32 protein-coding genes and 1 tRNA gene are annotated in these 26,772 nt (G+C 67.6%); 28 read left to right on the top strand and 5 right to left on the bottom strand.

Going from position 1 to position 26,772, the window contains the following annotated elements:
- Positions 1-5 precede the first annotated feature (5 nt).
- The 3 genes from CSW64_RS11995 to CSW64_RS11985 form a co-directional block, all read right to left on the bottom strand.
- Positions 6-521 (bottom strand): NUDIX hydrolase, encoded by a 516-nt coding sequence (locus CSW64_RS11995; protein ID WP_099622332.1) that lies wholly within the window; start codon positions 519-521, stop codon positions 6-8.
- A 100-nt stretch (positions 522-621) separates the two neighbouring features.
- Complete coding sequence (locus CSW64_RS11990) at positions 622-1,620, bottom strand: inorganic phosphate transporter (protein ID WP_099622331.1); 999 nt, start codon at positions 1,618-1,620, stop codon at positions 622-624.
- 15 nt (positions 1,621-1,635) lie between these two features.
- Positions 1,636-2,280, bottom strand: coding sequence for a DUF47 domain-containing protein (locus CSW64_RS11985; RefSeq protein WP_099622330.1), 645 nt, complete (start codon positions 2,278-2,280; stop codon positions 1,636-1,638).
- Between the two features lie 190 nt (positions 2,281-2,470).
- On the opposite strand from CSW64_RS11985, the gene CSW64_RS11980 reads away from it, so the two are divergent.
- From CSW64_RS11980 to CSW64_RS11970, 3 genes are all read left to right on the top strand, one after another.
- Positions 2,471-2,932: a hypothetical protein gene (locus CSW64_RS11980; protein ID WP_099622329.1), complete on the top strand. Its 462-nt coding sequence runs from the start codon at positions 2,471-2,473 to the stop codon at positions 2,930-2,932.
- A gap of 5 nt (positions 2,933-2,937) precedes the next feature.
- Positions 2,938-3,408, top strand: coding sequence for a hypothetical protein (locus CSW64_RS11975; protein WP_150131388.1), 471 nt, complete (start codon positions 2,938-2,940; stop codon positions 3,406-3,408).
- 120 nt (positions 3,409-3,528) lie between these two features.
- Positions 3,529-3,735 (top strand): hypothetical protein, encoded by a 207-nt coding sequence (locus tag CSW64_RS11970; RefSeq protein WP_099622327.1) that lies wholly within the window; start codon positions 3,529-3,531, stop codon positions 3,733-3,735.
- A 196-nt stretch (positions 3,736-3,931) separates the two neighbouring features.
- Here the strand turns inward: CSW64_RS11970 and CSW64_RS11965 are convergent.
- Together CSW64_RS11965 and CSW64_RS11960 are read right to left on the bottom strand one after the other, a co-directional pair.
- Positions 3,932-4,008: transfer RNA gene (locus tag CSW64_RS11965), tRNA-Asp, on the bottom strand.
- 65 nt (positions 4,009-4,073) lie between these two features.
- Entirely contained in the window at positions 4,074-5,618 is a 1,545-nt protein-coding gene (locus CSW64_RS11960) for an AbgT family transporter (protein ID WP_099622326.1), read from the bottom strand.
- A gap of 165 nt (positions 5,619-5,783) precedes the next feature.
- On the opposite strand from CSW64_RS11960, the gene CSW64_RS11955 reads away from it, so the two are divergent.
- From CSW64_RS11955 to CSW64_RS11835, 25 genes are all read left to right on the top strand, one after another.
- The gene (locus tag CSW64_RS11955; protein ID WP_099622325.1) at positions 5,784-6,161 is read left to right on the top strand and encodes an NADH-quinone oxidoreductase subunit A; all 378 of its coding nucleotides are present in this window, start codon (positions 5,784-5,786) and stop codon (positions 6,159-6,161) included.
- Complete coding sequence (locus CSW64_RS11950) at positions 6,131-6,712, top strand: NuoB/complex I 20 kDa subunit family protein (protein ID WP_099622324.1); 582 nt, start codon at positions 6,131-6,133, stop codon at positions 6,710-6,712. The genes CSW64_RS11955 and CSW64_RS11950 overlap by 31 nt, the downstream gene beginning before the upstream one ends.
- Positions 6,709-7,323 carry an NADH-quinone oxidoreductase subunit C gene (locus CSW64_RS11945; RefSeq protein ID WP_099622323.1) on the top strand — a complete coding sequence of 205 codons (615 nt, stop codon included), beginning with the start codon at positions 6,709-6,711 and terminating at the stop codon, positions 7,321-7,323. Before CSW64_RS11950 ends, CSW64_RS11945 begins: the two co-directional genes overlap by 4 nt.
- Positions 7,324-7,326: 3 nt before the next feature.
- Positions 7,327-8,541 (top strand): NADH-quinone oxidoreductase subunit D, encoded by a 1,215-nt coding sequence (locus tag CSW64_RS11940; RefSeq protein ID WP_099622322.1) that lies wholly within the window; start codon positions 7,327-7,329, stop codon positions 8,539-8,541.
- Positions 8,538-9,224, top strand: a complete 687-nt coding sequence (nuoE, locus tag CSW64_RS11935; protein WP_099622321.1) for an NADH-quinone oxidoreductase subunit NuoE — start codon at positions 8,538-8,540, stop codon at positions 9,222-9,224. The genes CSW64_RS11940 and nuoE overlap by 4 nt, the downstream gene beginning before the upstream one ends.
- Positions 9,224-9,487 carry a hypothetical protein gene (locus CSW64_RS11930; protein WP_099622320.1) on the top strand — a complete coding sequence of 88 codons (264 nt, stop codon included), beginning with the start codon at positions 9,224-9,226 and terminating at the stop codon, positions 9,485-9,487. Before nuoE ends, CSW64_RS11930 begins: the two co-directional genes overlap by 1 nt.
- 4 nt (positions 9,488-9,491) lie before the next feature.
- Entirely contained in the window at positions 9,492-10,811 is a 1,320-nt protein-coding gene (nuoF, locus tag CSW64_RS11925) for an NADH-quinone oxidoreductase subunit NuoF (protein WP_099622319.1), read from the top strand.
- A gap of 30 nt (positions 10,812-10,841) precedes the next feature.
- The gene (locus tag CSW64_RS11920) at positions 10,842-11,294 is read left to right on the top strand and encodes a TM2 domain-containing protein (RefSeq protein ID WP_099622318.1); all 453 of its coding nucleotides are present in this window, start codon (positions 10,842-10,844) and stop codon (positions 11,292-11,294) included.
- Positions 11,295-11,356: 62 nt separating this feature from the next.
- The gene (nuoG, locus tag CSW64_RS11915; protein ID WP_099622317.1) at positions 11,357-13,417 is read left to right on the top strand and encodes an NADH-quinone oxidoreductase subunit NuoG; all 2,061 of its coding nucleotides are present in this window, start codon (positions 11,357-11,359) and stop codon (positions 13,415-13,417) included.
- Entirely contained in the window at positions 13,414-13,749 is a 336-nt protein-coding gene (locus CSW64_RS11910) for a hypothetical protein (RefSeq protein ID WP_150131387.1), read from the top strand. Before nuoG ends, CSW64_RS11910 begins: the two co-directional genes overlap by 4 nt.
- The gene (nuoH, locus tag CSW64_RS11905; RefSeq protein ID WP_099622315.1) at positions 13,739-14,824 is read left to right on the top strand and encodes an NADH-quinone oxidoreductase subunit NuoH; all 1,086 of its coding nucleotides are present in this window, start codon (positions 13,739-13,741) and stop codon (positions 14,822-14,824) included. The genes CSW64_RS11910 and nuoH overlap by 11 nt, the downstream gene beginning before the upstream one ends.
- Positions 14,824-15,060, top strand: coding sequence for a hypothetical protein (locus CSW64_RS11900; protein WP_099624223.1), 237 nt, complete (start codon positions 14,824-14,826; stop codon positions 15,058-15,060). Before nuoH ends, CSW64_RS11900 begins: the two co-directional genes overlap by 1 nt.
- Positions 15,057-15,548, top strand: coding sequence for an NADH-quinone oxidoreductase subunit NuoI (gene nuoI / locus CSW64_RS11895; RefSeq protein WP_099622314.1), 492 nt, complete (start codon positions 15,057-15,059; stop codon positions 15,546-15,548). The genes CSW64_RS11900 and nuoI overlap by 4 nt, the downstream gene beginning before the upstream one ends.
- 82 nt (positions 15,549-15,630) lie before the next feature.
- The gene (locus tag CSW64_RS11890) at positions 15,631-16,248 is read left to right on the top strand and encodes an NADH-quinone oxidoreductase subunit J (RefSeq protein ID WP_099622313.1); all 618 of its coding nucleotides are present in this window, start codon (positions 15,631-15,633) and stop codon (positions 16,246-16,248) included.
- Positions 16,245-16,550: an NADH-quinone oxidoreductase subunit NuoK gene (gene nuoK, locus CSW64_RS11885; protein ID WP_099622312.1), complete on the top strand. Its 306-nt coding sequence runs from the start codon at positions 16,245-16,247 to the stop codon at positions 16,548-16,550. Before CSW64_RS11890 ends, nuoK begins: the two co-directional genes overlap by 4 nt.
- Before the next feature lie 2 nt (positions 16,551-16,552).
- The gene (gene nuoL, locus CSW64_RS11880) at positions 16,553-18,610 is read left to right on the top strand and encodes an NADH-quinone oxidoreductase subunit L (RefSeq protein WP_099622311.1); all 2,058 of its coding nucleotides are present in this window, start codon (positions 16,553-16,555) and stop codon (positions 18,608-18,610) included.
- 14 nt (positions 18,611-18,624) lie between these two features.
- Positions 18,625-20,109, top strand: a complete 1,485-nt coding sequence (locus CSW64_RS11875) for an NADH-quinone oxidoreductase subunit M (protein ID WP_099622310.1) — start codon at positions 18,625-18,627, stop codon at positions 20,107-20,109.
- Between the two features lie 10 nt (positions 20,110-20,119).
- Positions 20,120-21,550 carry an NADH-quinone oxidoreductase subunit NuoN gene (nuoN, locus tag CSW64_RS11870; RefSeq protein WP_099622309.1) on the top strand — a complete coding sequence of 477 codons (1,431 nt, stop codon included), beginning with the start codon at positions 20,120-20,122 and terminating at the stop codon, positions 21,548-21,550.
- Entirely contained in the window at positions 21,547-22,284 is a 738-nt protein-coding gene (locus CSW64_RS11865; RefSeq protein WP_099622308.1) for a biotin--[acetyl-CoA-carboxylase] ligase, read from the top strand. Before nuoN ends, CSW64_RS11865 begins: the two co-directional genes overlap by 4 nt.
- 53 nt (positions 22,285-22,337) lie before the next feature.
- Positions 22,338-23,120 (top strand): type III pantothenate kinase, encoded by a 783-nt coding sequence (locus CSW64_RS11860; protein ID WP_099622307.1) that lies wholly within the window; start codon positions 22,338-22,340, stop codon positions 23,118-23,120.
- A complete protein-coding gene (locus CSW64_RS11855) occupies positions 23,120-24,799 on the top strand; it encodes a ribonuclease J (protein ID WP_099622306.1) in 1,680 nt (559 codons plus the stop codon). The genes CSW64_RS11860 and CSW64_RS11855 overlap by 1 nt, the downstream gene beginning before the upstream one ends.
- Before the next feature lie 59 nt (positions 24,800-24,858).
- A complete protein-coding gene (locus CSW64_RS11850) occupies positions 24,859-25,566 on the top strand; it encodes a rhomboid family intramembrane serine protease (protein ID WP_099622305.1) in 708 nt (235 codons plus the stop codon).
- A complete protein-coding gene (locus CSW64_RS11845) occupies positions 25,563-25,997 on the top strand; it encodes a hypothetical protein (RefSeq protein WP_099622304.1) in 435 nt (144 codons plus the stop codon). The genes CSW64_RS11850 and CSW64_RS11845 overlap by 4 nt, the downstream gene beginning before the upstream one ends.
- A gap of 89 nt (positions 25,998-26,086) precedes the next feature.
- A complete protein-coding gene (mce, locus tag CSW64_RS11840; RefSeq protein ID WP_099622303.1) occupies positions 26,087-26,506 on the top strand; it encodes a methylmalonyl-CoA epimerase in 420 nt (139 codons plus the stop codon).
- Positions 26,506-26,769: a DUF1467 family protein gene (locus tag CSW64_RS11835; protein ID WP_099622302.1), complete on the top strand. Its 264-nt coding sequence runs from the start codon at positions 26,506-26,508 to the stop codon at positions 26,767-26,769. Before mce ends, CSW64_RS11835 begins: the two co-directional genes overlap by 1 nt.
- Positions 26,770-26,772: the final 3 nt, after the last annotated feature.

Raw genomic sequence — 26,772 nt, 5'->3', positions numbered from 1 at the left:
GCCGCCTAGCGGGCGTCGGGCGCGGAGTATTCCAGGCCGGCCAGCCGCTGGAACAGCCGGACAATGGGCCAGGTGCGCCAGCCGTGCGAACGGTGGGTTTCGGCGAACGCCAGCATCAGGGCGCCGAGATCCTCCTCCCGCACCGCGGCGGCGGCCTCGGAAGGGGTGAACCAGACGCGGGCGCGCTGGCGACGTTCGGGCCAGTCGGGCAGCTCGGTCTCGACGCGCAGCGGATAGAGCGAGGCGACGATCGAGCGCGCCTCGCCGGATTTCAGGGTCTTGTCGTAGCCGAAACTGCCGAACGGCTCGGCGGCCACTTCGCCGCGGACGCCGGCCTCCTCGAAGGCTTCCTGGGCCGCGGCGTCGGAGTCGATGCGGTCCTTCATCGGCCAGCCCTTGGGCGTGACCCAGCGACCCGTGTCGCGCGAGGTCACCAGAAGGATTTCCACGCGCGGAACGGTCCGATAGCAGAGCGCCGCCACCTGGCGGGTCCGCTCCCCCTTAGCGCCCGACTCGATCATCAGGACCCGGATTAAACCAGGCCGCCGGCGCCGCAACCGGAAATGCGGCGGCCGGGGTCTTTCAGGCGCCCGGGACAGGGCTGCGGCAAGCGACGGGCGGTCATTTGAACAGCTGGCTGACGCCGTAGAACAGCGCGCCCATCAGGCCGGCGGCGGGCAGGGTGATGACCCAGGCCCAGACGATCTGCTGCGCCACGCCCCAGCGGACGGCCGAGACGCGACGGGCCGCGCCCACCCCGACGATGGCGCCGGTGATGGTCTGGGTCGTCGAGACGGGAATGCCGAAGTGAGTGGCGAGGAACAGGGTGATGGCCCCGCCGGTCTCCGCGCAGAACCCCTGCATCGGCGTCAGCCGGGTGATCTTGCTGCCCATGGTGTGGACGATCTTCCAGCCGCCGAACAGCGTGCCCAGGCCCATGGCCACGTGGCAGGTGATGACGACCCAGAACGGCACCTCGAAGCTGCCGCCGGTCAGGCCGCGGGCGAACAACAGGGCGGTGATGATGCCCATGGTCTTCTGGGCGTCGTTGCCGCCGTGGCCGAGGGAGTACAGCGCCGACGACACCAGCTGCATGATCCGGAACACTCTGTCGGCCCAGGCCGGGTTCGATCTCACGAACAGCCATGAGACGATCAGCACCAGCACCAGGGCCAGGACGAAGCCGATCGCCGGCGACAGGACGATGGCGACGACGGTCTTGGTCAGGCCCTTCCAGACGATGGCGGTCACGCCGGCCTTGGCGATGCCGGCGCCGACCAGGCCGCCGATCAGGGCGTGGGAGCTGGAGGAGGGGATGCCGAACCACCAGGTGATGAGGTTCCAGCAGATGGCCCCCATCAGCGCGCCGAAGATCACCCCGTCGCTGACCAGCTCGGGCGAGATGATGCCGCTGCCGACGGTCTTGGCCACATGGGTGCCGAAGAACAGGAAGGCGATGAAGTTGAAGAAGGCGGCCCAGGCGACGGCGGCGGCCGGCGGCAGCACGCGCGTCGCCACGATGGTGGCGATCGAGTTGGCGGCGTCGTGCAGGCCGTTCAGGAAGTCGAACAGCAGCGCGACGCCGATCAGGAAGATCAGGATGAGGAGGGCGGCGTCCATGACCGGGCGCGGGCTCTACAGGTGCTCGATCAGGATGCCGGTGATGCCGTTGGCGACATCCTCGAACCGGTCGACCACCTTCTCGAGATGGTCGTAGATCTCGGCCCCGACGATGTAGCCCATGGCGTTGCCGTCGCGGTGCTTCAGGTACAGCGCCTTCAGGCCGGCGTCGCAGACATGGTCGGACTCGTCCTCCAGGCCGACGATCTGTTCGGCCAGCGCGTTCAGAGCGCCGGCGTTCTGGCGCATCTGCGGCAGCAGGGCGACCATCTCGCTGGTCAGGTTGGCGCATTTGACGATGATGTCGGCCATTTCGCGCATCTGCGGCTCGAACTCGGTCGCCTCGAACAGCGTGATCGCCTTGGCGGTCTTCTTCATCTGGTCGATGGAGTCGTCCAGCGAGCTGAACAGGCTCTGGATGTCGATCCGGTCGAACGGAGTGATGAAGGTCTTGCGGACCAGCAGCATGCCCTCGCGCGCGACGGCGTCCGCCTCGTCCTCGTGCCGGAAGATGCGTTCGCAGGCGGCGGGCACGCCGTCGCCGCCATCCAGCAGTTCGCGCAGGGCGGCCGCGCCGCTCACCAGCGTCTGGGTATGGCGCCGGTACAGCTCGAAGAAGCGATCCTCCTTCGGCATGATCGCCCGAAACCAGCTCAGCATATTGGGGGGTCTCCACGAGACGTCGTTTGCGCGCCCTATAGGGACAGGAAGCCGTGAAGGCGAGCGGTTATTCCTCAGGGAGCGGAGCGATCAGCCGACTTCCGCACGGAAATCCGCTCCTCCCCGCGCGGGGCTGGATTAGAGAACGCCGCTATGCGAAATTCACGCCTGGATTGTACGGAGGGGTGTGATGCCGGTTCCGGCGAGCGGCGCGAGAGTCGCGAATTCAGACATTCAGGCTGCGTCCGAAGGTCCCGCCCACACCGCGGCGCCGGCGCTGGCCGATGGCGTGGAGGCGAGCCGGGTCGGGCCCGGTGAAGCCATCGAGATGGTCGAACGCGGCGGGCTGCATCTGAGCCAGGAAATGCAGCTGACCTACATCATCATGGGCTTCGGCCTGGTGGCGCTGCTCTTCCTGTACCTGATCAGCCGGCAGCGACGGGTCTCGGCGCTGGTGCTGCGCATCTATGTCATCACCATCATCGTCTTCGGCACCCTGGCGGTGGTGGCCTCCGCCTACACGACCGAGCAGATCGCCCCGGTGGTCGGCCTGTTCGGGACGATCGCGGGGTACATCCTGGGCCGGGGCGAGAGGTCCCAGGCGCCCGAGGACGACACGTCCGGCGGAGACGGCAGGCGGGGGGCGGCATGAGGACCATGATTTCGGCGGCCGTCGCCGTGGCGCTGATGGCGGCGGGCGCTTCGGAGGCCGCGGCGCAGGACATCCCGAAAGGCCGGACGGCGACGTTGCCGCCGCCGAAGGCCAATATCGACGCGGTGCGGCCCGAGGGACGCGTGCCGGCTCGGCTGGCCGTGACGATGCTCCGGCCCCCGGAATACAGGCAGCCGCTGCTGGGCTATCGAGTTTCCATCGCCAACGTCTCGGCCGTGACGATCGACTGCTCGGTTTCCGCGTCTGAAGGTTTCGGCGGAAGCTACCGGATCGGCGGCGGCGCGGAGTTCAGCTACTTCGTCGAGAGGGAGGACGAGCCGATCGCCTTGCGTTGCGACAAGGTCGAGGGCGGGCGTCCTCTGATCAACGTTTTGCCGAACAAGCGCTATATCTTCGGACGCAAGTCGCTGGGCCCGTTGCGCTGGGGGCCGGTCCGGTTTCACGTCGTCGAGTAGTTCGAGGTCGACTGAGAGGGCTTCGCTCGGCCGATCGAGTCGCGCCGTTGTGAACGCGCAGCTGTGGATAACAGCGCTATCCTGCCCGGGCTCCGAAGAAATCGAAAGCGGGAGGACGGGATGCGAGACCTGACCCTTCTGATCGAGGACGACCGCTACGCCGCGCCGACGCTCCGACTGGAGGCGGTGCCTGACTACCTCAGCGTCGAGGACGTCGCGGAATCGGTCCTGATCGAGTCGCATCACTACATCGCGGTGGAAATCCTGATCGGCGCCCGGGTGCTAGCCCGCAAGGCGCGCGAGAACCTGACGCTCTGGCGCTGGTAGCGGCGGACGTCCTGCGAACGGGCCGCGGCAGGCGCGCGCGGGGGGACGACGTCTGTTTCAGCGCCGCCGCGAAGCGCTTCGCCTCAGCCACAATAGCGCTAAGGCTCTGGGCGCGGGATGAAACATCTGGAGGATTTCGGACGCCCCGCGAGGCGGGGTCCTTCTCGCTTGAACGCCTGACTTTCCAAGGGGAAAGTGGCGCGAGTGACGGGGCTCGAACCCGCGACCTCCGGCGTGACAGGCCGGCGCTCTAACCAACTGAGCTACACCCGCTTGAGGACCCTTGTGGGGCCGCCGTTGCGGCGAGGGGCGTCTGATATGACCGGGCCCTCTGCGTGTCAACCGCCGTGTGCGACGATCACGTAATGAAATGGCGCGACAGGCCCCGTGGCGAGTTCGAACAGGGCCCAAAGTCCAGTCATTACAAGGGCTGAGGCGAAGAACGCGACGCCAAGCGGCAGCAGGACCGCGAGCAGGCCGCCAATCCCCAGGCCGGGCTTCCAGCGCTGGGCGAACCCCAGAATCAAGATGAAGTAGGCGCTCATCGGCGAAGCGATGACGAGACTCGAGTCGCCCATCCGATAGGCGGCGGTGGTCATCTCCGGACTGACGCCCAGCAGCATCAGCATCGGCACAACGACCGGGCCCAGGGCGGCCCATTTCGCCGAGGCGGACGAGATGAACATGTCCAGCACCGCGGCTAGGACGGTGACCCCCATCAGGATGAAGGGCAGGGGCAACCCCGACTCGCGCAGGGCGGCGGCGCCCTTGATGGCGGTGATGGCGCCCAGGTTCGACCAGTTGAACATGGCGATGAAGTGCGAGGCGGCGAAGGCCAGCACGATGTAGGGCGCCATGGCGGCGATCGAATCGGCGGCGAGCCGGACGACGTCGCTGTCCTTGCGGATCTGGCGCGTGCGAATGCCATAGGCGCAGCCCGCCGCCAGGAAGAGCAGGAAGAAGGCCGTGATCAGCGACCGGAAGAAGGGCGTCCACTGCGCCGGGCCCTGGGCTGTCGCGTCGCGCAGCGGGGCGCCGGGCAGGAGGGTCAGCGCCGCCCACAGCAGCACGACGCCCAGCGCCGCCAGGCCGGCCCAGAGCAGCGCGCCGCGCGGCGCGGCGTCGGGAGCCTGGTCGTCGTCTCCCAGCGAGCGGGGGCCCTCCCAGGGGCCGAGGCGGGGCTCGACGATGCGGTCGGTCACCCACCAGCCGACCAGGGTGAAGGTCAGGCAGCCGGCGGCGGTGAAGAACCAGTTGCCGGCCAGGTTGGCGGTCCAGTGCGGATCCAGCAGTCGCGCGGCCGGCTCGGTGAAGCCCAGGATCAGGGCGTCGAACTGGCCGGGCAGGGGATTGCCCGCGAACGAGGCGATCGAGGCGGCGTAGGCGCAGGCCAGGCCGGCGATCGGATGCCGCCCGGCGGCGGCGAAGACCATGGCGGCCAGCGGCGGCAGAACGACGATCCCGGAATCGGCGGCGTGGTTCGACAGCAGGCCGATGACCAGCACCATCGGCGTCAGCAGGCGGCGGGGGCTGGCGGTGACCAGGGTCCGGATCGCCGAGTCGAGCAGTCCGACCCGCTCGGCCACGCCGGCGCCCAGCATGACCAGCAGCACCAGGCCCAGCGGCGCGAAGCCGGTGAAGGTCTTGGCCATCTCGGTCAGCAGGAGGCGAACGTTGCCCGGCTCCAGCAGGCTTTTGGCGACCAGAGTCTCCTGGGTGATCGGATTGACCGCCGACACGCCGAGGGCCGCGCAGACGATGCTGGCCACGACGAGAACGCCGATCAGCCACAGGAAGATAAAGACGGGGTCCGGCAGGCGGTCGCCGACCCGCTCCACCAGATCGAGCAGGCTGCGACGGCGTGGGCCGGTTTCGTCGCTCATCCGGCGTTCCGGGCTTGGCTGGCGAAGTGACGGGAGGTCATGACAAGATCACTGCACGGCGTTCGCTTAGGCGGCAAGTCTGAGAACGGTTCTCAATAGTGCCGGTTCGTTTGAATGCCGCGCGACTGCGCGCTACAAGGCGCCCGACTCCTCCCCGGGGAACACATGGAAGCCTTTCTCCTACAGTATCTGCCGATCGTGATTCTTCTCGGAATCGCGGCCGTGCTCGGCGTCGGATTCATCGTCGCCTCCGCGGTCTTCGCGCCTGCCGCGCCGGACCCCGAAAAGCTCTCCGCCTACGAGTGCGGTTTCAACGCGTTCGACGATGCGCGGATGAAGTTCGACATCCGGTTCTACCTGGTGTCGATCCTGTTCATCATCTTCGACCTCGAAGTGGCGTTCCTGTTCCCCTGGGCGGTCAGCCTCATGAAGCTGCCGGTTGAACAAATGCAATTCGCCTTCTGGTCCATGATGGGTTTCCTGGGCGTTCTGACCGTCGGCTTCATCTACGAATGGAAGAAGGGAGCCCTGGAATGGGAGTAATCGTTCCCGCGGGCGCTGCTGGCCGGACCACGGTCCAGGGCTACGACCCCAAGCTCCACGACCCGTACTTCGACGGCGTCTCGCAGCAGCTCGCCGACAAGGGCTTCGTCACGGCCGCCGCCGACGACCTCATCACCTGGGCCCGCACCGGCTCGCTGATGTGGATGACCTTCGGCCTGGCCTGCTGCGCCGTCGAGATGATGCAGGCCTCGATGCCGCGCTACGACATGGAGCGCTACGGCGCCGCGCCGCGCGCCAGTCCGCGCCAGAGCGACGTGATGATCGTCGCCGGCACCCTGACCAACAAGATGGCCCCCGCGCTGCGCAAGGTCTACGACCAGATGCCCGAGCCGCGGTACGTCCTGTCGATGGGCAGCTGCGCCAACGGCGGCGGCTATTACTACTACAGCTACAGCGTCGTGCGCGGCTGCGACCGCGTCGTCCCGGTCGACATCTACATCCCGGGCTGCCCGCCGACCGCCGAGGCGCTGGTCTACGGCATCCTGCAGCTGCAGAAGAAGATTCGCCGCACGGGGACGATCGAGCGATGAGCGCTGACCTCGAAGCCCCCAAGCTGGAAGCGCTCGGCCAGGCCATCCTGGCCAACAGCGCCGGTTCGATCACGGCCTTCCATATCGAGTATGGCGAGCTGACCCTGGCGGGCCCGGCCGGCCGTATCGCCGAGGCCCTGACCTTCCTGCGCGATCACGCGGACCTGCGCTTCCACCAGCTGGTGGACCTGTGCGGCGTCGACTATCCGGAGCGCGCCCAGCGCTTCGACGTGGTCTACCACCTGCTGTCGATGGTGAAGAACCACCGCGTCCGCCTGAAGGTGCAGACCGACGAGGACACGCCGGTCCCCAGCGTCTGGCAGGTCTTCCCGGCCGCCGAATGGTTCGAGCGCGAGGCGTTCGACATGTACGGGATCTTCTTCGAAGGCCACCCGGATCTGCGCCGCCTGCTGACCGACTACGGCTTCCACGGCCATCCGCTGCGGAAGGACTTCCCGATGACCGGCTACGTCGAGGTCCGCTACGACGACGAGCTGAAGCGGGTCGTCTACGAGCCGGTGAAGATCGCCGAGTTCCGCCAGTTCGATTTCCTCTCGCCCTGGGAAGGCGCTCAGTACGCGCTGCCCGGCGACGAGAAGGCGGGGAGCTAGACCATGGCCGACGACGCCGCCAACCTGCCGCTGGTTCCGGAAACCCCGGTCCGCAAGTTCAACATCAACTTCGGTCCCCAGCACCCGGCCGCGCACGGCGTGCTGCGCCTTGTGCTCGAGCTCGACGGCGAGATCGTCGAGCGGGTCGACCCGCACGTCGGTCTGCTGCATCGCGGCACCGAGAAGCTGATGGAGGCCCGGACCTACCTCCAGAACATCCCGTACTTCGACCGCCTCGACTACGTGGCGCCGATGAACCAGGAACACGCCTTCTGCCTGGCCATCGAGAAGCTGCTGGACATCGACGTGCCGATCCGCGGCCGCATCATCCGCGTCCTGTACTCGGAAATCGGCCGGATCCTGAACCACCTGCTGAACGTGACGACCCAGGCCATGGACGTGGGCGCCCTGACGCCGCCGCTCTGGGGCTTCGAGGACCGCGAGAAGCTGATGGTGTTCTACGAGCGCGCCTGCGGCGCTCGCCTGCACAGCAACTACTTCCGTCCGGGCGGCGTCCACCAGGACCTGCCGGACGCCCTGGTCGAGGATATCGACGCCTGGGCCGTCGCGTTCCCCAAGACCTGCGACGACATCGAGACCCTGATCACCGGCAACCGCATCTTCAAGCAGCGCAACGTCGACATCGGCGTGGTGACGCGCGAGGACGCGATCCGTTGGAGCTTCTCGGGCGTGATGGTGCGCGGTTCGGGCATTGCCTGGGACCTGCGCCGCAACCAGCCGTACGAGAACTACAACGACTTCGAGTTCGACATCCCGCTGGGCGTCAACGGCGACTGCTACGACCGCTACCTGTGCCGCATGCAGGAGATGCGGGAGTCGGTTAAGATCATCCGCCAGGCCTGCGACATGCTGCGCAAGACCCGCGGCCCGGTCCTGACCGAGGACAACAAGGTCGCGCCGCCGCGCCGGGGCGAGATGAAGCGCTCGATGGAAGCGCTGATCCACCACTTCAAGCTCTACACCGAGGGCTTCCGGACCCCGCCGGGCGAGGTCTACACGGCTGTCGAGGCCCCGAAGGGCGAGTTCGGCGTGTTCCTGGTCAGCGATGGCGGCAACAAGCCCTATCGCTGCAAGATCCGGGCGCCCGGCTTCCCGCACCTGGCGGCGATGGACTTCATGAACCGCGGCCACCAGCTGGCCGACGTCAGCGCCATCCTCGGCTCCCTTGATATCGTGTTTGGAGAGATCGACCGGTGAGCGTTCGTCGTCTCGCGAAAGAGCAACCCGCTTCCTTCGACTTCAGCAAGGACACGCTGAAGAAGGCTCAGTGGTGGATCGCCAAGTACCCGGCCGAGCGTCGCCAATCGGCGGTGATCCCGATCCTGTGGCTGGTCCAGAAGCAGGAAGGCTGGGTGTCGGAGCCGGCGATCCGCGCGATCGCCGAGATGCTCGGCATGCCGGTGATCCGCGTGCTGGAGGTCGTGACCTTCTACACGATGTTCCAGCTTGAGCCGGTCGGCAAGGTGGCCTTCGTCCAGCTGTGCGGCACCACGCCGTGCATGCTGTGCGGCGCCAACGACCTGAAGAAGGTCCTGCACGACAAGATCGGGCCGAAAAACCACGTCTCGGCCGACGGCAAGTTCAGCTGGGAAGAGGTCGAGTGCCTGGGCGCGTGCAGCAACGCGCCGATGGCCGCGATCAACGACTACTACTACGAGGACCTGACCCCGGAGACCCTGGGCCAGATCATCGACGACTTCGCCGCCGGCAAGAAGCCCAAGCCGGGCTCCTACGTGGGCCGCAAGGCGTCCGAGCCGCACGACAAGATCCAGACCCTGACCGATCCGAAGCTGTACGACGGCTCGGCGGCCAAGAAGATCAAGCTGCCCAACGCGCCCGAAAAGGCGAAGAAGGCCAAGAAGGCGGAGCCTGCCGCCTGATGGACGAGGCCGAGCTCTTCAAGAAACGCGTGGCGTACATCGATACGCTCCGCGGCCTGTACCGGAGGGAACGCCTGATCGGCTTCCTGGCGGTGCTGGCGGGGGCCGGCCTGATCGTGCCGTCGCGCTTCGTCTTCGCCTGGCCGCACTGGGTGATCTGGGCCGGCTACGGCCTGATCGCCGTGGGCTGGGTCCTTATGATCTACGTCATCTGGCGCCGCACGCAGTGGCGGCGCGCCAATCCATTTAATCCGAACGTTTGAGATCATGGTCGGCATCCTCGAAGACAAGGACCGCATCTTCACCAACCTCTACGGGCTCCATGACTGGGGTCTGGAAGGGGCGAAGAAGCGCGGCTGCTGGAACGCCACGAAGGACATGCTTGATGCAGGTCGCGACTGGGTCATCGACAACATCAAGCAGTCGGGCCTGCGCGGCCGCGGCGGGGCGGGCTTCGGCACCGGCCTGAAGTGGTCGTTCATGCCCAAGGAGCTCAAGGACGGGCGGCCGCACTATCTGGTCGTCAACGCCGACGAGTCCGAGCCGGGCACCTGCAAGGACCGCGAGATCATGCGCCATGATCCGCACCTGCTGATCGAGGGCTGCCTGATCGCCTCCTTCGCGATGCAGGCCCACGCCTGCTACATCTACATCCGCGGCGAGTACGTCCGCGAGCGCGAGGTGCTCGAGGAAGCGATCAAGCAGGCCTACGAGGCCAAGCTGGTCGGCAAGAACAACGTCCATGGCTGGGACTTCGACATCTACGTCCACCATGGCGGCGGGGCCTATATCTGCGGCGAGGAAACCGCGCTGCTGGAAAGCCTGGAAGGCAAGAAGGGCCAGCCGCGCCTCAAGCCGCCGTTCCCGGCCGGCGCCGGCCTCTACGGCATGCCGACCACCGTCAACAACGTCGAGTCGATCGCAGTCGTCGGCACGATCCTGCGCCGCGGGGCAGGGTGGTTCGCCGGCTTCGGCCGTCCGAACAACGCCGGCACCAAGCTGTTCTGCGTCAGCGGGCATGTGAACCTGCCCTGCAACGTGGAAGAGGCGATGAGCATCCCCTTCCGCCAGCTGATGGAAGACCACTGCGGCGGCATCCGCGGCGGCTGGGGCAACCTGAAGGCCGTCATTCCGGGCGGTTCGTCGGTCGCCATGATCCCGGCCGAGCAATGCGAAGACCTGCCGATGGATTTCGACGCCCTGCGCGAGCTGAAGTCGGGCCTGGGCACCGCCGCCGTGATCGTCATGGACAAGTCGACCGACCTGGTCCGGGCGATCGCCCGGCTGAGCTACTTCTACAAGCACGAGAGCTGCGGCCAGTGCACGCCGTGCCGCGAAGGCACCGGCTGGATGTGGCGGGTGATGGAGCGCATGGCCACCGGCGAGGCGGAGATGAAGGAGATCGACACCCTTCTCGACGTTGCTAGCCAGGTCGAAGGCCACACCATCTGCGCCCTGGGCGATGCGGCCGCCTGGCCGATCCAGGGTCTGTTCCGCCACTTCCGCCACGAGGTGGAAGAGCGCATCACCAGCTATCGCGCCGGCCGCCCGCACGTGCAGGGCGCCTCGCTGATCGCGGCGGAGTAGGGATCATGGGTTTTTCTGAGGGGGGAAGACATGCGCGGTAAGGTTCTCAGCTACGCCGACCTGGACGGGACGGGGCTGATCAGCGGCGACGACGGCCAACGCTACACCTTCACCCGGGGCGACCTGGGCGGCGGCGTGCGCAGCGTGATCCCGGGCGTCGACGTCGACTTCGAGGCGTCCGAGGGCGCCGCCAAGAACATCTTCGTCACCAGCGCCTCCTCGGGCCTGTCCGGCGACAAGAACAAGATCGTGGCCGCTCTGCTCGCCTTCTTCCTGGGCATGCTCGGCATCCACAAGTTCTACCTGGGCAAGACCACCGCCGGCATCATCATGCTGCTGTGCGGCACCATCGGCTGGATCCTGTTCGCGATCCCGCCGCTGGTGATCGGCGTCATCGCCTTCATCGAGTTCATCATCTACCTGGTGAAGAGCGACCAGCAGTTCCACCAGGACTACGTCGTCGGCGACAAGTCCTGGTTCTAGGGTTTCAACGTGAGACCGGGTCCGTCCAGGCGGGCCCGGGCATTCGAGAGGTTTGAGGCGGAATGCCCAAAGCCAAGGTCAACGGCGTCGAGGTCGAGTTCGAGCCCGGCATGACGGTTCTGCAGGTCGCGGAACTGGCCGGGGAAGAGATCCCGCGCTTCTGCTACCACGAGCGCCTGAGCATCGCCGGCAACTGCCGCATGTGCCTGGTCGAGGTGAAGCCCGGACCGCCGAAGCCGCAGGCTTCCTGCGCGCTGCCGGCCGCCGACAACCAGGAGATCTTCACCAATACGCCGATGGTGAAGAAGGCCCGCGAAGGGGTGATGGAGTTCCTGCTCATCAACCACCCCCTCGACTGCCCGATCTGCGACCAGGGCGGCGAATGCGACCTCCAGGACCAGGCCATGGGCTATGGCCGGGACGACAGCCGCTACGACGAGAACAAGCGCGCCGTCGAAGAGAAGGAGATGGGTCCGGTCATCAAGACCGTGATGACCCGCTGCATCCAGTGCACCCGCTGCGTCCGCTTCATCACCGAAGTCGCCGGCGTGCCTGAGATCGGTCTCATCTCTCGCGGCGAAGACGTTGAAATCACGACCTATCTCGGCGCGGCGGTGACGTCGGAGCTGAGCGGCAACGTCAACGACCTGTGCCCGGTCGGCGCCCTGACTCACAAGCCGTGGGCCTTCAACTACCGCCCCTGGGAGCTGAAGAAGACCCAGAGCGTCGACGTCATGGATGCGCTGGGCAGCGCGATCCGCGTCGACAGCCGCGGCGCCCAGGTGCTGCGCGCCCTGCCGCGCCTGAACGACGAGGTCAACGAGGAGTGGCTCAGCGACAAGAGCCGCTACGCCGTCGACGGCCTGAGCCGCCAGCGCCTCGACCGTCCCTATGTCCGCGTCGGCGGCAAGCTGCAGCCGGCCAGCTGGGGCGAGGCCTTCGAGGCCATCGCCGCCAAGGTGAAGGCGACGTCGGCCGACAAGATCGGCGTCATCGCCGGCGACCTGCAGGACGCCGAGTCGATGAAGGCCGCCCTGGACCTGTTCGGGTCGCTGGGCGTGAAGAACCTGGACTGCCGCCAGGACGGAACGGCGCTCGGCGCCGGGCCGCGCGAGAGCTGGCTGTTCAACTCGACCCTGGCCGGGATCGAGGACGCCGATGTGGTGCTGCTGGTCGGCACCAACCCGCGCCTCGAGGCTCCGGTGTTCAACGCCCGCCTGCGCAAGCAGTGGCTGGCCGGCAAGATGCGCGTCGGCGTGGTCGGCGAGCAGGCCGACCTGACCTACGGCTACGACTACCTGGGCGCCGGCGCCCAGACCCTGGCCGGCCTGGCCAAGGGCAAGTCCGATTTCGTGAAGGCTCTCAAGGCCGCCGAGCGTCCCGCGATCATCGTGGGGCAGGGCGCGCTGACCGGCCCGGACGGCGCGGCGGTGCTGAAGACCCTGGCCGGCCTGGCCAAGAGCTTCAACCTGGTCCGCGAGGGCTGGAACGGCTGGAACGTGTTGCACAGCGCCGCGGCCCGCGTCGGCGGCCTGGATCTCGGCTTCCTGCCGGGCGAGGGCGGCAAGACCGCGCTGGAGATGGTCAAGCCGGGCGCGCTGGACGTGCTGTTCCTGCTGGGCGCCGACGAGATCGAGGCCTCGGCCTCGGGCGCCTTCACCGTCTACCTGGGCAGCCATGGCGACCGCGGCGCGCACAAGGCCGACGTGATCCTGCCGGGCGCCGCCTACACCGAGAAGAACGGCCTGTACGTGAACACCGAGGGCCGGGTTCAGATGGGCGAGCGCGCCGTGTTCCCGAAGGGCGAAGCCCGCGAGGACTGGGCCGTGCTGCGCGCCCTGTCGGAACGTCTGGACGCCAAGCTGCCGTACGACAGCCTGGACCAGCTGCGCGCCAAGCTGTTCGCCGACCACCCGACCTTCGGCCAGATCGACTACGCGCCGGGCTCGACCCCGACCGTGTTCGATGTCGCGGGCCTGGGCGCCGCCGGCGACCTGTCCGACCAACCGTTCCGGAGCGCGGTCGACGCGTTCCACCTGACCAACCCGATCGCGCGCGCCAGCGTGACGATGGCCGAATGCGCCGCCGTCGCCTCCGGCGCCGCCAGGATGGCGGCGGAATGAACGTGGACAGTCCTCAGTTCTTCGCGCTGTTCGGCGCGGCCTGGCTCATCCTGGCCGCTTACAACGTCTGGCTGGTTCGGATCGTCCAGCACCGTCGGGCGATGGCCGGAGAGACGAAGCTGCCGTTCCTGCAGGCCATGTTCGGCCCGGAGCGGGGGCGGGGGATATTCTCGGAACTGAAGTTCCTCTTCACGGGCGAGCACCGCCGTCTGGGCGACGAGGCTCTGACCCGTCTGGTCATGACCACCCGCGCGCTGTTCGCGGTCGGCGGCGTGCTGCTGCTGAGTGTCTTCGTTGTCGCCTTCACTGGAGATGCGCCCGATGTCCGGTGATGCGCCCGCCTTCAATCCCTGGCTCTGGTTCGGCCTGACTCTCGGTCAGGTCCTGCTGGTCGTCGTCTTCCTGCTGATCTCGATCGCCTTCCTGCTGCTCGCCGACCGGAAGATCTGGGCCGGCGTGCAGATGCGGAAGGGCCCGAACGTGGTCGGCCCGTTCGGCCTGCTGCAGTCGTTCGCCGACCTGCTGAAGTTCGTGCTGAAGGAAGTCGTCGTCCCGGCCGGCGCCGACAAGTTCGTCTTCCTGCTGGCCCCGGTGATCACCGTGGTGCTGGCTCTGGCCGGTTGGGGCGTGATCCCGTTCGCCCCGGGCTGGGTGATCGCCGACATCAATGTCGGCATCCTGTACCTGCTGGCGATGAGTTCGCTCGGCGTCTACGGCATCATCATGGGCGGCTGGGCTTCGAACTCGAAGTACCCGTTCCTGGGCGCGCTGCGCTCGGCGGCGCAGATGGTGTCCTACGAGGTCTCGATCGGCTTCGTGATCATCACCGTCGTGCTGATGGCCGGCACGATGAACCTGAGCGATCTGGTCGAGCAGCAGTCCGGCTGGTTCTGGAACTGGAACGTCCTGGGCGGCGGCCTGAAGAACCTGCCGCTGGCGTTGGTGATGATCCCGATGATGGTGATCTTCTACATCTCGGCCCTGGCCGAGACGAACCGCCCGCCGTTCGATCTGCCTGAAGCCGAGTCCGAACTCGTGGCCGGCTATCAGGTCGAGTACAGCTCGACGCCGTACCTGCTGTTCATGCTGGGCGAGTACGTCGCCATCGTCCTGATGTGCGCGATGATCTCGATCCTGTTCTTCGGCGGCTGGAATCCGGGCTTCCCGACCCCGTTCCTGGAGAGCTGGCCGGCGACGGCGCAGAGCCTGTTCTTCTTCGTGATCTTCGCGATCAAGATCTGCTTCTGGTTCTTCATGTTTGCGATGGCGAAGGCGATCGTCCCCCGCTACCGCTACGACCAGCTGATGCGCCTGGGCTGGAAGGTGTTCCTGCCGCTGTCGCTGGTCGGGGTCTTCCTGGTCGCCGGCTGGCGGGTGCTGGCCCGGACGCAAGGGTGGGACGCCTGATGCGCGCCCTGTCCGCCATCGCCGCGACGCTGGTCCTGGCCGCCTGCGCGACCACCGAGAGCGGCGTCGACAGCTACGGCCTGGGCCGCGGCCTGGTGACCTACGACGCCATGGTGCGCGCCAAGGCCGACTGCGCGGCCGTCGGCGGCGAGGTGCGGCCGCGGGCCGCGGGCGGCGACCCCGCCCAGCTTTCGAACTACGTGTGCTACATTCCCAAGAAGGCGGCAAAGCCATGATGCAACGCATCGGACAGGCCATCAAAGGCGCGGCGCTGCTCGACTTCGTCAGCGCGTTCGGGCTGGCCATGAAATACATGGTCGCTCCGAAGAAGACGGTCATCTACCCCAACGAGCGCGGCCCGCAGTCGCCCCGCTTCCGCGGCGAGCATGCCCTGCGGCGCTACCCCAACGGGGAAGAGCGCTGCATCGCCTGCAAGCTCTGCGAGGCGATCTGCCCGGCCCAGGCCATCTACATCGAGGCCGAGCCGCGCGCCGACGGCAGCCGCCGCACGACCCGCTACGACATCGACATGGTCAAATGCATCTACTGCGGCCTGTGCCAGGAGGCCTGCCCGGTGGACGCGATCGTCGAGGGGCCGAACACCGAGTTCGCCACCGAGACCCGCGAGGAGCTCTACTACGACAAGGAGCGCCTGCTCGATAACGGCGACCGCTGGGAGCGCGAGATCGCGAAGAATCTGGAACTGGACGCGGCCTACCGATAAGGGAAGGCCGCGATTCAAACGGGGCGGCGACGCGTGACTGCGCCGGCTCAATCGCAAGACTGATAAGGGAGCAGCGGCCAAGATGGCTCTGCAGGCTATAGCCTTTTACGTGTTGGCGACGGTGACGATCCTGGCGGGTCTCTCCGTGGTCCTCGCGCGCAATCCGGTGCACTCGGTGCTGTTTCTGATCACCGCCTTCTTCTCGGCGGCGGGTCTGTTCGTGCTGATCGGGGCCGAGTTCCTGGCGATGCTGCTCATCGTCGTCTACGTCGGCGCCGTGGCGGTGCTGTTCCTGTTCGTCGTCATGATGCTCGACGTCGACTTCGCCCAGCTGCGCGAGGGCTTCGCGCGCTACCTGCCGATCGGCGGGTTGGTCGCCGGGGTGCTGACGATCGAGATGATCATGGTGGCGGTGAACGTCGCGGCCAACGGCGCGGCGGCCAAGAACGCCACGCCGCAGGCCTCGCTGCCGGACGTGACCAACGCCGAGACCATCGGCCGGGTGCTCTACACCGACTACGTCTACTTCTTCCAGGCGGCCGGCCTGGTGCTGCTGGTGGCCATGATCGGGGCGATCGTCCTGACGCTGCGCCACAAGCCGCACATCAAGCGCCAGAACATCGCCGCCCAGGTGGCCCGCACCCCGGCCACCGGCATGAAGATCGTCGACATCAAGCCGGGTGAGGGGATCGCCGAATGATCGGGCTGTCGCAATATCTGATCGTCGCGGCGATCCTGTTCACGATCGGCGTCTTCGGCATCTTCGTGAACCGCAAGAACGTCATCGTCATCCTGATGAGCATCGAGCTCATCCTGCTGGCGGTGAACATCAACCTGGTGGCCTTCAGCGTCTTCCTGCACGACGTGGTCGGGCAGATCTTCGCGATGTTCGTGCTGACCGTCGCCGCGGCCGAAGCCGCCGTCGGTCTCGCGATCCTGGTCACCTTCTTCCGTAACCGCGGCAACATCGCCGTGGACGACGCCTCGATGATGAAGGGCTGATCGTGGAGACGCTCGTCACCGTAATCCTGTTCGCGCCGCTTCTGGGCGCGCTCATCGCTGGCCTGTTCGGCCGCCGCATCGGGAACATCCCGTCGCAGGCGGTGACCACCGGCCTGCTGGTGCTGGCCGCCGTTCTGAGCTGGTACAACTTCGTCCAATGGACCTGGGGCCACATGGAGGCCTTCACCGTCCATCTGGCGCCGTTCATCAACGTCGGCGACTTCCAGTCGAACTGGTCGATCCGCATCGACGCCCTGTCGTCGGTCATGCTGGTGGTCGTGACCACCGTCTCCAGCCTCGTGCACATCTACAGCTGGGGTTACATGGCCGAGGACGACAGCCGTCCGCGCTTCTTCGCCTACCTGTCGCTGTTCACCTTCGCCATGCTGGCGCTGGTCACCGCCGCCGACTTCATGCAGCTGTTCTTCGGCTGGGAAGGCGTGGGTCTGGCCTCGTATCTGCTGATCGGCTTCTGGTTCAAGAAGCCCTCGGCCAACGCGGCCTCGATCAAGGCCTTCGTGGTCAACCGCGTCGGCGACTTCGGCTTCGCCCTGGGCATCATGACGGTGTTCTGGGCCTTCGGTTCGATCCAGTTCGCCGAGATCTTCCCGCAGATCGCCGCCGGCGCGTCCAAGACCTGGGAGTTCCTCGGCCGCGACTGGCCGCTGGTCGACCTGGCCTGCGTGCTGCTGTTCGTCGGCGCCATGGGCAAGTCGGCGCAGTTCTTCCTGCACACCTGGCTGCCGGACGCCATGGAAGGCCCGACCCCGGTGTCGGCCCTGATCCACGCGGCCACCATGGTCACCGCCGGCGTCTACATGGTCTGCCTGCTGTCGCCGATGTTCGAGTACGCGCCGGTCGCCAAGCAGGTCGTGATGTTCATCGGCGCGGTGACGGCCCTGTTCGCCGCCACCGTCGGCCTGGCCCAGAACGACATCAAGCGGGTCATCGCCTACTCGACCTGTTCGCAGCTGGGCTACATGTTCTTCGCCGCCGGCGTGGGCGCCTACGAGGCGGCCATGTTCCACCTGTTCACGCACGCCTTCTTCAAGGCGCTGCTGTTCCTGGGCGCCGGCTCGGTGATCCACGGCATGCACCACGAGCAGGACATGCGGAAGATGGGCGGTCTGTGGAAGTACCTGCCGTTCACCTACTTCGTCATGACGCTGGGCACGATCGCCATCACCGGCCTGGGCATCCCCGGCATCGGCGGCTTCGCGGGCTTCTACTCGAAGGACACCATCATCGAGGCGGCCTTCGCCGCGGCCCAGCACAACCCGAGCGCCTACTTCGCCTTCCTGGTGGGCGTGTTCGCCGCCGGCCTGACCGCCTTCTACAGCTGGCGCCTGGCCTTCATGACCTTCCACGGCACGCCGAAGTGGGGCGAGCACGCGGCGCACGACGACCATGGCCACGGCCATGACGCCCACGCCGACGCGCATGCTCACGATGCTCACGGCGCGCATGACGATCACGGCCATGGCCACGACCACAAGCCGCACGAGAGCCCCTGGGTGATGCTGTTCCCGCTGGCCGTGCTGGCCGTGGGCGCGGTCGCCGCCGGCTTCGTCTTCGCCGGCTTCTTCGTGGGCCACCACGAGGCCGAGTTCTGGCGCGGCGCGATCTTCACCGCCGAGACCAACCACGTCCTCCACGAGGCGCACGAGGTCCCGACCTGGGTCAAGTGGGCGCCGCTGGTCGCGACCCTGCTGGGCATGGTCGGCGCCTGGTACGTCTACATCGTGCGGGAAGGCATGGGCGCGGCGATCGCGGCCAAGCGCGGCCCGCTGTGGACCTTCCTCTACAACAAGTGGTTCTTCGACGAGCTCTACGACGCCACCTTCGTGCGGGCGGCCCGGTTCCTGGGCGACCTGTTCTGGAAGGGCGGCGACCAGAAGCTCATCGACGGCCTGGGCCCCAACGGCGTCGCCGCGGTGTCCGCGGCGGTCGGCAAACGGACCGGCCGACTGCAGACGGGCTACGTCTACCACTATGCGTTCGTGATGCTGCTCGGCGTGGCCGGTCTGCTCACCTACGCCCTGTACCAATGGTCTCGGTGAGGGGCGCTTAGACCATGACCGGAATTCTCTCTCTCACCACCTTCCTGCCTCTGGTCGGCGTCGCCGCCATCGTCCTGCTGCGCCAGTTCGGCCCGCAGGGCGAGCGCGCCGACACGGCCGCGAAGTGGATCGCGCTGGTCACCACCCTGGCGACCTTCGCCCTGTCGGTCCTGCTGGTGCTCCAGTTCGACCGCTCGATCCCGGGCTTCCAGTTCGTCGAGGAGATCCCGTGGTTCGCGGGGCTCCACTACCGGATGGGCGTGGACGGCATCTCGGTGCTGTTCGTGGCCCTGACCGCCTTCCTGCTGCCGATCTGCATCATCGCCAGCTGGAAGAGCGTCGAGAAGCGCGTCCTCGAATACATGGTCGCCTTCCTGATCCTGGAGACCCTGGTCATCGGCGTGTTCTGCGCGCTGGACCTGATCCTGTTCTACCTGTTCTTCGAGGCCGGCCTGGTCCCGATGTTCCTGATCATCGGCATCTGGGGCGGCAAGAACCGGGTCTACGCGGCCTTCAAGTTCTTCCTCTACACCCTGCTCGGGTCCGTCCTGATGCTGGCCGCCATCCTGGCCATGATCGGCGTGGCGGGCACCAGCTCGATCCCCGAGCTGATGACCTACAGGTTCGCCCCGTGGCTGCAGACCTGGCTGTGGCTGGCCTTCTTCGCCAGCTTCGCGGTCAAGATGCCGATGTGGCCGGTCCACACCTGGCTTCCCGACGCCCACGTCGAGGCGCCGACGGCCGGTTCGGTGATCCTGGCGGGCATCCTGCTGAAGATGGGCGGCTACGGCTTCCTGCGCTTCAGCCTGCCGATGTTCCCGAACGCGAGCGAGATGTTCGCGCCGCTGGTCTTCGCCCTGTCGGTCATCGCCATCGTCTACACCTCGCTGGTCGCCTTCCGTCAGACCGACATCAAGAAGCTGATCGCCTACAGCTCCGTCGCCCACATGGGCTTCGTGACCATGGGCATCTTCGCGGTGAACGAGACCGGGGTGCAGGGCGCCATCTTCCAGATGATCAGCCACGGCTTCATCTCGGGCGCGCTCTTCCTCTGCGTCGGCGTGGTCTACGACCGCATGCACACCCGCGAGATCGCCTTCTACGGCGGCCTGGTGAACCGCATGCCCTGGTACGCGGCGGTGTTCCTGCTGTTCACCATGGGCAACGTCGGCCTGCCGGGCACCAGCGGCTTCGTCGGCGAGATCCTGACCATGGTCGGCGTCTACGGCGTCTCGACCTGGACCGCCTTCGTCGCGGCCACCGGCGTCATCCTGTCGGCGGTCTACGCGCTGAACCTCTACCGTCGCGTGGTGTTCGGCGAGATGACCAACCCGGCCCTGGCCGACATCCAGGACCTGGATTGGCGCGAAGTGCTGATCTTCATCCCGCTGATCGGTTTCACTGTGTACCTGGGCTTCCAGCCCGACATCGTCTTCAACATCACCGGCGCCTCGGTGGACGCCCTAGTGGCCGCCTGGCGCGGCGCGACGGGCGGGTGAGGCGGGCATCATGACCTCTTCGGATATCTGTCTCCTTCTGCCTGAACTGATCCTCGCCGGATCCGCTCTGCTGCTGCTCGTCTGGGGCGCCTGGCAGGGCCGTTCGAACGCGGTGTTCAACGGCGCCGCGATCCTGGCCCTGGCCGCCGCCGCCGTCGCCGCCATCCTGGCGCCGGAAGGCCGCGGCTTCTCGGGCGGCGTCGTCTCCGACGGCCTGTCGACCTTCGCCAAGGTCGCGATCTACGCCGCCAGCGCGGTGAGCATCGTGCTCGGCGACCGCTGGCTGGCCCGCCGCGGCGAGGCCAAGTTCGAGTTCCCGGTCCTGATCGTGCTCGCCGCCCTCGGCATGGGCATGATGGCCTCGGCCGGCGACCTGATCTCGCTCTACATCGGCGTCGAGCTGCACTCGCTGGCCCTGTACGTCCTGGCGGCCATCCGCCGCGACGACGCCAAGGGCTCGGAAGCCGGCCTGAAATACTTCGTGCTGGGCTCGCTCAGCTCGGGCCTGCTGCTGTACGGCGCCTCGCTGATCTACGGCTTCGCCGGCTCGACGCACTTCGACGTCATCGCCCAGGCGGTGCAGGGCGGGGCGGGCGTGGGCGTGCTGTTCGGCCTGGTCTTCCTGATCTGCGGCCTGGCCTTCAAGGTCTCCGCCGCGCCGTTCCACATGTGGACCCCGGACGTCTATGAGGGCGCGCCGTCGCCGATCGTGGGCTTCTTCTCGGCCGCGCCCAAGCTCGCCGCCATGGTGGTGCTGGCCCGCGCCCTGGACGAAGGCTTCGCCGGCGCCATCGGCCAGTGGCAGCAGGTGATCATCGTCGTCGCCCTGCTGTCGGTCTTCGTCGGCGCCTTCGCGGGCCTGGCGCAGCGCAACCTCAAGCGCCTGTGGGCCTACAGTTCGATCGCCAACATCGGCTACGCCCTGATCGGTCTCGCCTCCGGCGGCCAGGACGGCGTGTCGGCCATGCTGATGTTCATGGTCCTGTACATGATCGACGTGACCGGCTTCTTCGCCTGTCTCTGCGCCCTGGAGCGCAGCGGCAAGCCGATGGAGACGATCGACGACATGGCCGGCCTGTTCAAGGAGCGCCCGGTCCTGGCCCTGGCCATGACCGCCTTCGCGCTGTCGGCCCTGGGTCTGCCGCCCTTCAGCGGCTTCTTCGCCAAGTTCTTCGTGTTCAAGGCGGCGCTGGGCGCGGGCCTGGCCTGGGTGGCGGTGGCGGCCCTGGTCGGCTCGGTCGTGGCGGCGTTCTACTACCTGCGCCTGATCAAGGTGATGTGGTTCGACGCGGCGCCGGAAGGCGAGATCGCCAAGGCCCCGGTCGAGGCCAAGACCATCGCGGTGGGCGCGGCGCTGTTCTCGTTCCCGGTGGTGCTGGTCGCCCTCTATTGGCTGACGCCGCTCGCTGAGCGCGCCGCGGCAGCCTTCGGCGGCGCGTGACGATCCCGCCAATCGAGGCGTTGGAGGAGGTCGACTCCACCAACGCCGAGGCGCGGCGACGGGCGGAGGCCGGCGAGACCGGCCCCGTCTGGATCACCGCCAAGCGGCAGACCGCCGGCCACGGCCGCCGCGGCCGCGCCTGGGAGACAGGGCAGGGCAACCTGGCCGCCACCCTGCTCTTCGTCACCGACAAGCCGCCGGCCGAGGCCGCCCAGGTCAGCTTCCTGGCCGCCCTGGCGGTCGCGGACCTGGCCGACGTCTTCGTGCCGCCCGAACTGGTCAGGCTGAAGTGGCCCAACGATCCCATGGTCGGCGGCCTGAAGGTCTGCGGCATCCTGGTCGAGTCGGGCCCGCATCCGTCGGGCGGCCTGTGGATCGCCATGGGCGTGGGCGTGAACCTGGCGACGCCGCCGGTCTCGCCCGAGCGGCCGGCCACGGCCTTCACCGAGCACATGACCACCCCGCCGCCGGCGCCGCTGGACGCCCTGGCGCTGCTGGCGCGCAACTTCGAGCGCTGGCGCGTCCTGTGGCAGTCGCACGGCTTCCCGCCGATCGCCGAGGCCTGGACCCGCCGGGCCCAGGGGCTGGGCCAACCCTGCGTCGCCCGCCTCGGAAACGAGACCGTGGAGGGGATCGCCGAGGGCCTCGACGGCGACGGGGCTCTGCGTCTGCGCTTGCCAGACGGCATGCTGCGGCGCATCACGGCCGGCGACGTCTTCTTCGGCGGATCCTGATCCGCCCAACCCTAGGCGCCGGACGGGGGACGGACCGGCGAGGAGAACAGTGAATGCTGCTGGCGATCGAGCAAGGGAACACCAACACCCTATTCGCCGTGCATGACGGCGAGAGCTGGATCGCCCAGTGGCGCAGCGCCACCGAGAGCACCCGCACCGCCGACGAATACGCGGTCTGGCTGTCCCAGCTTCTGGAGATGCGCGGTCTGGGCCTGGGCTCGCTGACCGCCTGCATCATCTCCAGCGTGGTGCCGCAGTCGATCTTCAACCTGCGCAACCTGTCGCGCCGCTATCTGCACGTCGAGCCGCTGATCATCGGCGAGAACGCCGAGCTGGGCGTCGAGGTGCGGATCGACAAGCCGTCGGAAGCCGGCGCCGACCGCCTGGTCAACGCCATCGGCGCGCACATCGCCTATCCCGGCCCGCTGATCGTGATCGACAGCGGCACGGCGACGACCTTCGACGTGGTGGGCGCCGACGGCGGCTTCGAGGGCGGCATCATCGCCCCGGGCATCAACCTCTCCATGCAGGCCCTGCACGAGGCCGCGGCCAAGCTGCCCCGCATCGCCATCCAGCGTCCCGAGCGCAACCGCGTGGTCGGCACCGACACGGTCAGCGCCATGCAGTCCGGCGTGTTCTGGGGCTACATCAGCCTGATCGACGGCCTGATCGAGCGCATCAAGGCGGAACGCGGCGAGCATCTGACCGTCGTGGCCACCGGTGGCGTCGTTTCGCTGTTCGAAGGCGCGACGAGACAGATCGATCACTTCGACCCCGACCTGACGATCCGTGGCATGCTCGAGATCCACCGTCGCAACCGTCGACTGGCCCAGTAATGACCGCGAACCCCAATGACGAACTGGTCTTCCTGCCGCTCGGCGGGTCGAACGAGATCGGGATGAACTTCAACCTGTACGGCTACGGCCCCGAGGACGACCGCAAGTGGATCGTCGTCGACCTGGGCGTGACCTTCGGCGACCAGACCACGCCGGGCGTCGAGGTGATCCTTCCGGATCCTGAGTTCATCGAGGAATACGCCGAAGACATCCTCGGCATCGTCCTGACCCACGCTCACGAGGACCACATCGGCGCCGTCGCCTGGCTGTGGCCGCGGCTGAAGGCGCCGGTCTACGCCACGCCGTTCACCGCCTACCTGCTGCGCGAGAAGCTGCGCGACGCCGATCTGCTCGACGAGGTCGAGATCACCGAGGTGCCGCTGAGCGGCAGCTTCAGCCTGGGGCCGTTCGACCTCGACCTGGTGACCCTGACCCATTCGATTCCCGAGCCGAACGGCGTGGCCATCCGCACGCCGCTCGGCACGGTGCTGCACACCGGCGACTGGAAGATCGATCCCGATCCGCAGCTGGGCCCGGTCACCGACGTCGAGGCCCTGCGCAAGCTCGGCGACGAGGGCGTGCTGGCCATGGTCTGCGACAGCACCAACGTCTTCGTCGACGGGACGGCCGGCTCGGAGGCCGAGGTCCGCACCGCGATGAACACCCTGATCGCCGGGCTGAAGGGCAAGGTCGCCGTCGCCTGTTTCGCCTCGAACGTCGCCCGGATGGACACCGTCATCCGCGCCGCCCAGGCCGCCGGCCGCAAGGTGGTGCTGGCCGGCCGCTCCATGCACCGAATGGCCGCCGCCGCCCGCAGCGTCGGTCTGCTGGAAGGCATCGAGCCGCTGCTCGACGAGAACCAGGCCAAGAACATCCCTGAGGACGGCGTCCTGTTCCTCTGCACGGGCAGCCAGGGCGAGCCGCGCGCCGCGCTGGCCCGGATCGCCGACGGCGGGCATCCGCACATCAAGCTGGGGCAGGGGGATCACGTGATCTTCTCGTCGCGGGTCATTCCGGGGAACGAGATCCCGATCCGCAACCTGCAGAACAAGCTCGCCGACCGCGGGGTGCGCCTCTACACCGAGCGCGACCACCCCGGCATCCACGTCTCCGGTCACCCGTGTCGCGACGAGCTGGCCCAGATGTACGCCTGGGCTCGGCCGCAGATCGCCGTCCCGACCCACGGCGAGCGCCGCCATCTGTTGGAGCACGCCGCCTTCGCCAGGGACCTGCAGGTCCCGCAGGCGGTGGCGCCGCGCAACGGCGACATGGTCCGGCTGGCTCCGGGCCGCGCGGAGATCATCGACGAGGTTCCCTCGGGCCGCCTCTACGTCGACGGCGGCATGCTGACGCCGGAGAACGGCGACGCCCTGAAGGAGCGCCGCCACGCCGCCTTCAACGGCATGCTGGCCGTCTCGGTGGTGCTGAACGACAAGGGCAAGATCCTGGCCGGTCCGACCCTGAAGGGCGCCGGCCTGCCGGGCGAGGAGGACTATTCGGTCGAGGACGCCCTGGCCGACCTCGCCGAGGAAGCGTCGCAAGCGCTGAAGAAGCTGCCGGCCGAGGAGCGGGCGATCGACGAGCTGGTCGAGACCGTCCTGACCCGCGCCGTGAAGAAGGCCGCGTACCGCATCTGGGAACGCAAGCCGGTCGTCGAGGCGACGGTGCTGCGGGTCTGACGAGGGCGTGATCGGCCGGCGGTATTGAACCCGGACCGACGGCGCGCCACCTGACCTGTATGACCGAAGGCCGCCCTTGGGGGGCTCCGACGGATTCTGACCCGCCGCGACCATCGCGGCGCGCGGTCGAACCTGCGTTCAATTTTCGCTGGCGCGAGGCCTGGGGCCTGGCGCTGCTGCTCGCCCTGATCGGCGCGACCTTCGCGGGGCAGCTGCTCCTGCGCGGCGGGCTGGGCCAACCGAATCTCGAGACGCTCGGGGCGCTCAGCCGGGGAACCCTGGCCGAGGGCTGGTGGTGGACGCCGTTCACCGCGATGTTCATGCACGCCGGGCTTCTGCACCTGGGCATGAACCTGTCGGCGATGATCCCGTTCGGCCTGATCCTGGCGCGCCGGTTCGGACCAAGCGCGCGGGGACAGCTGGCCTTCATCGCCTTCTATCTGGTCGCCGGCCTCGCGGGCGATGCGGTCTATTTGGCGCTTCAGCCTGATCCCTACGCCCTGATGGTCGGCGCCTCGGGCGCGATCTTCGGTCTCTGGGGCGGGGTCATGCGCCTCGGCCGGGACGGGACGCTGTCGCCGGCGTTCTCGCCTCAGGTCCTGCGCCAGCTCGGCGGGCCGATCGTGGCCAACGTCATCGTCGTGCTGGCCTTCGGTCTCTCCGGCGGCGGCATCGCCTGGCAGGCGCACCTGGGCGGCTTCCTGGTCGGCTGGCTGGGCCTGGGGCTGTTCCTGCACGGCCGGAGCGGTGTAAGCCGCGGATCATGAAGACGTTCGCTTTCGCCGCCGCGATGGCCCTGGTGGCCTCGACCGCCGCCGCCCAGACGCCGCTGGAGCTCGTTCAGAGCGCCTACAAGGAGGACGGCGCGGTCATCGAGCCCGCCAAGCTTCCCGGCTACTACGCGGCCGACCTGGCCGCAGCCCTGGCGGAGGACCAGAAGGAAGAGGACGGCGGCGTCGGCTTCGATTGGCTGTATGGCGCGCAGGACTTCGAGATCACCGACCTCGCGTTCGCCGAGGAGGCCGTTCCGCCCGACCGTTCCCAGGTCCAGGTCAGGTTCAAGAACTTCGGCGAACCCAAGGAAATCTATTGGCTCCTCTGCCGGCGCGCGAACGGCGACTGGCGGATCGACAACGTCATGACGATGGAATGGGGACTGAGGGAGGCGGTCGGCCTCGGTCCTGAGGGCGAATGCTGAGAGCGCTGCCGTAGGGTAGCCATGGCGCCGCCCGGTCGCGGGGTGTAGAGCAGCGCCGGAAACGATACCTAGCAGTCCGGACGAGACCCATGATCGGTAAACTGAACCACGTCGGCGTCGCCACCCCCTCGATCGAGGAGTCGGTGAAGATGTACCGCGACCTGCTCGGCGCCACCTCCGTGACCGACAAGTTCGCCATGCCGGAGCAGGGCGTCTGGGTCTGTTTCGTGAACCTGCCCAACAGCCAGATCGAGCTGATCGAGCCCTACGGCGAAACGAGCCCGATCCACGGCTTCCTGGCCAAGAACCCCAAGGGCGGCCAGCACCACGTCTGTTTCGAGGTCGAGAACATCCACGAGGCCCGCGACGCCCTGGTCGCCAAGGGCGCGACCGTGCTGGGCGAGCCGCGCATCGGCGCCCACGGGACCCTGATCATCTTCGTGCATCCCAAGGACGTGGGCGGCATGCTGGTCGAGCTGATGGAAACGCCGAAGGAAGGTCATCACTGATGGGCCTCCTGACCGGCATCGCCATCTATGTGACGCTGTGGTGGACGGTGCTGTTCGCCGTCCTGCCGCTGGGCAACCGCACCTATGCCGAAGAGGGCCTGGAGGTGAAGGACGGCGGCGATCCCGGCGCGCCGGTGAACCCCAACCTCAAGCGGAAGTTCTTCACCACCACCTGGGTGTCGGCCGTGCTGTGGGTGGTGCTGTTCGTGGTCATCAAGCTCGGCGTCATCCCGATGCCTCAGGCTCCCTCGAACTGGAACTAGTCT

Origin of the sequence: Caulobacter mirabilis, assembly GCF_002749615.1 — a bacterium.
Taxonomy (GTDB): domain Bacteria; phylum Pseudomonadota; class Alphaproteobacteria; order Caulobacterales; family Caulobacteraceae; genus Caulobacter; species Caulobacter mirabilis.
The sequence above is the reverse complement of the archived record's forward strand: the minus strand, read 5'-3'. Positions and strand labels throughout refer to the sequence as shown.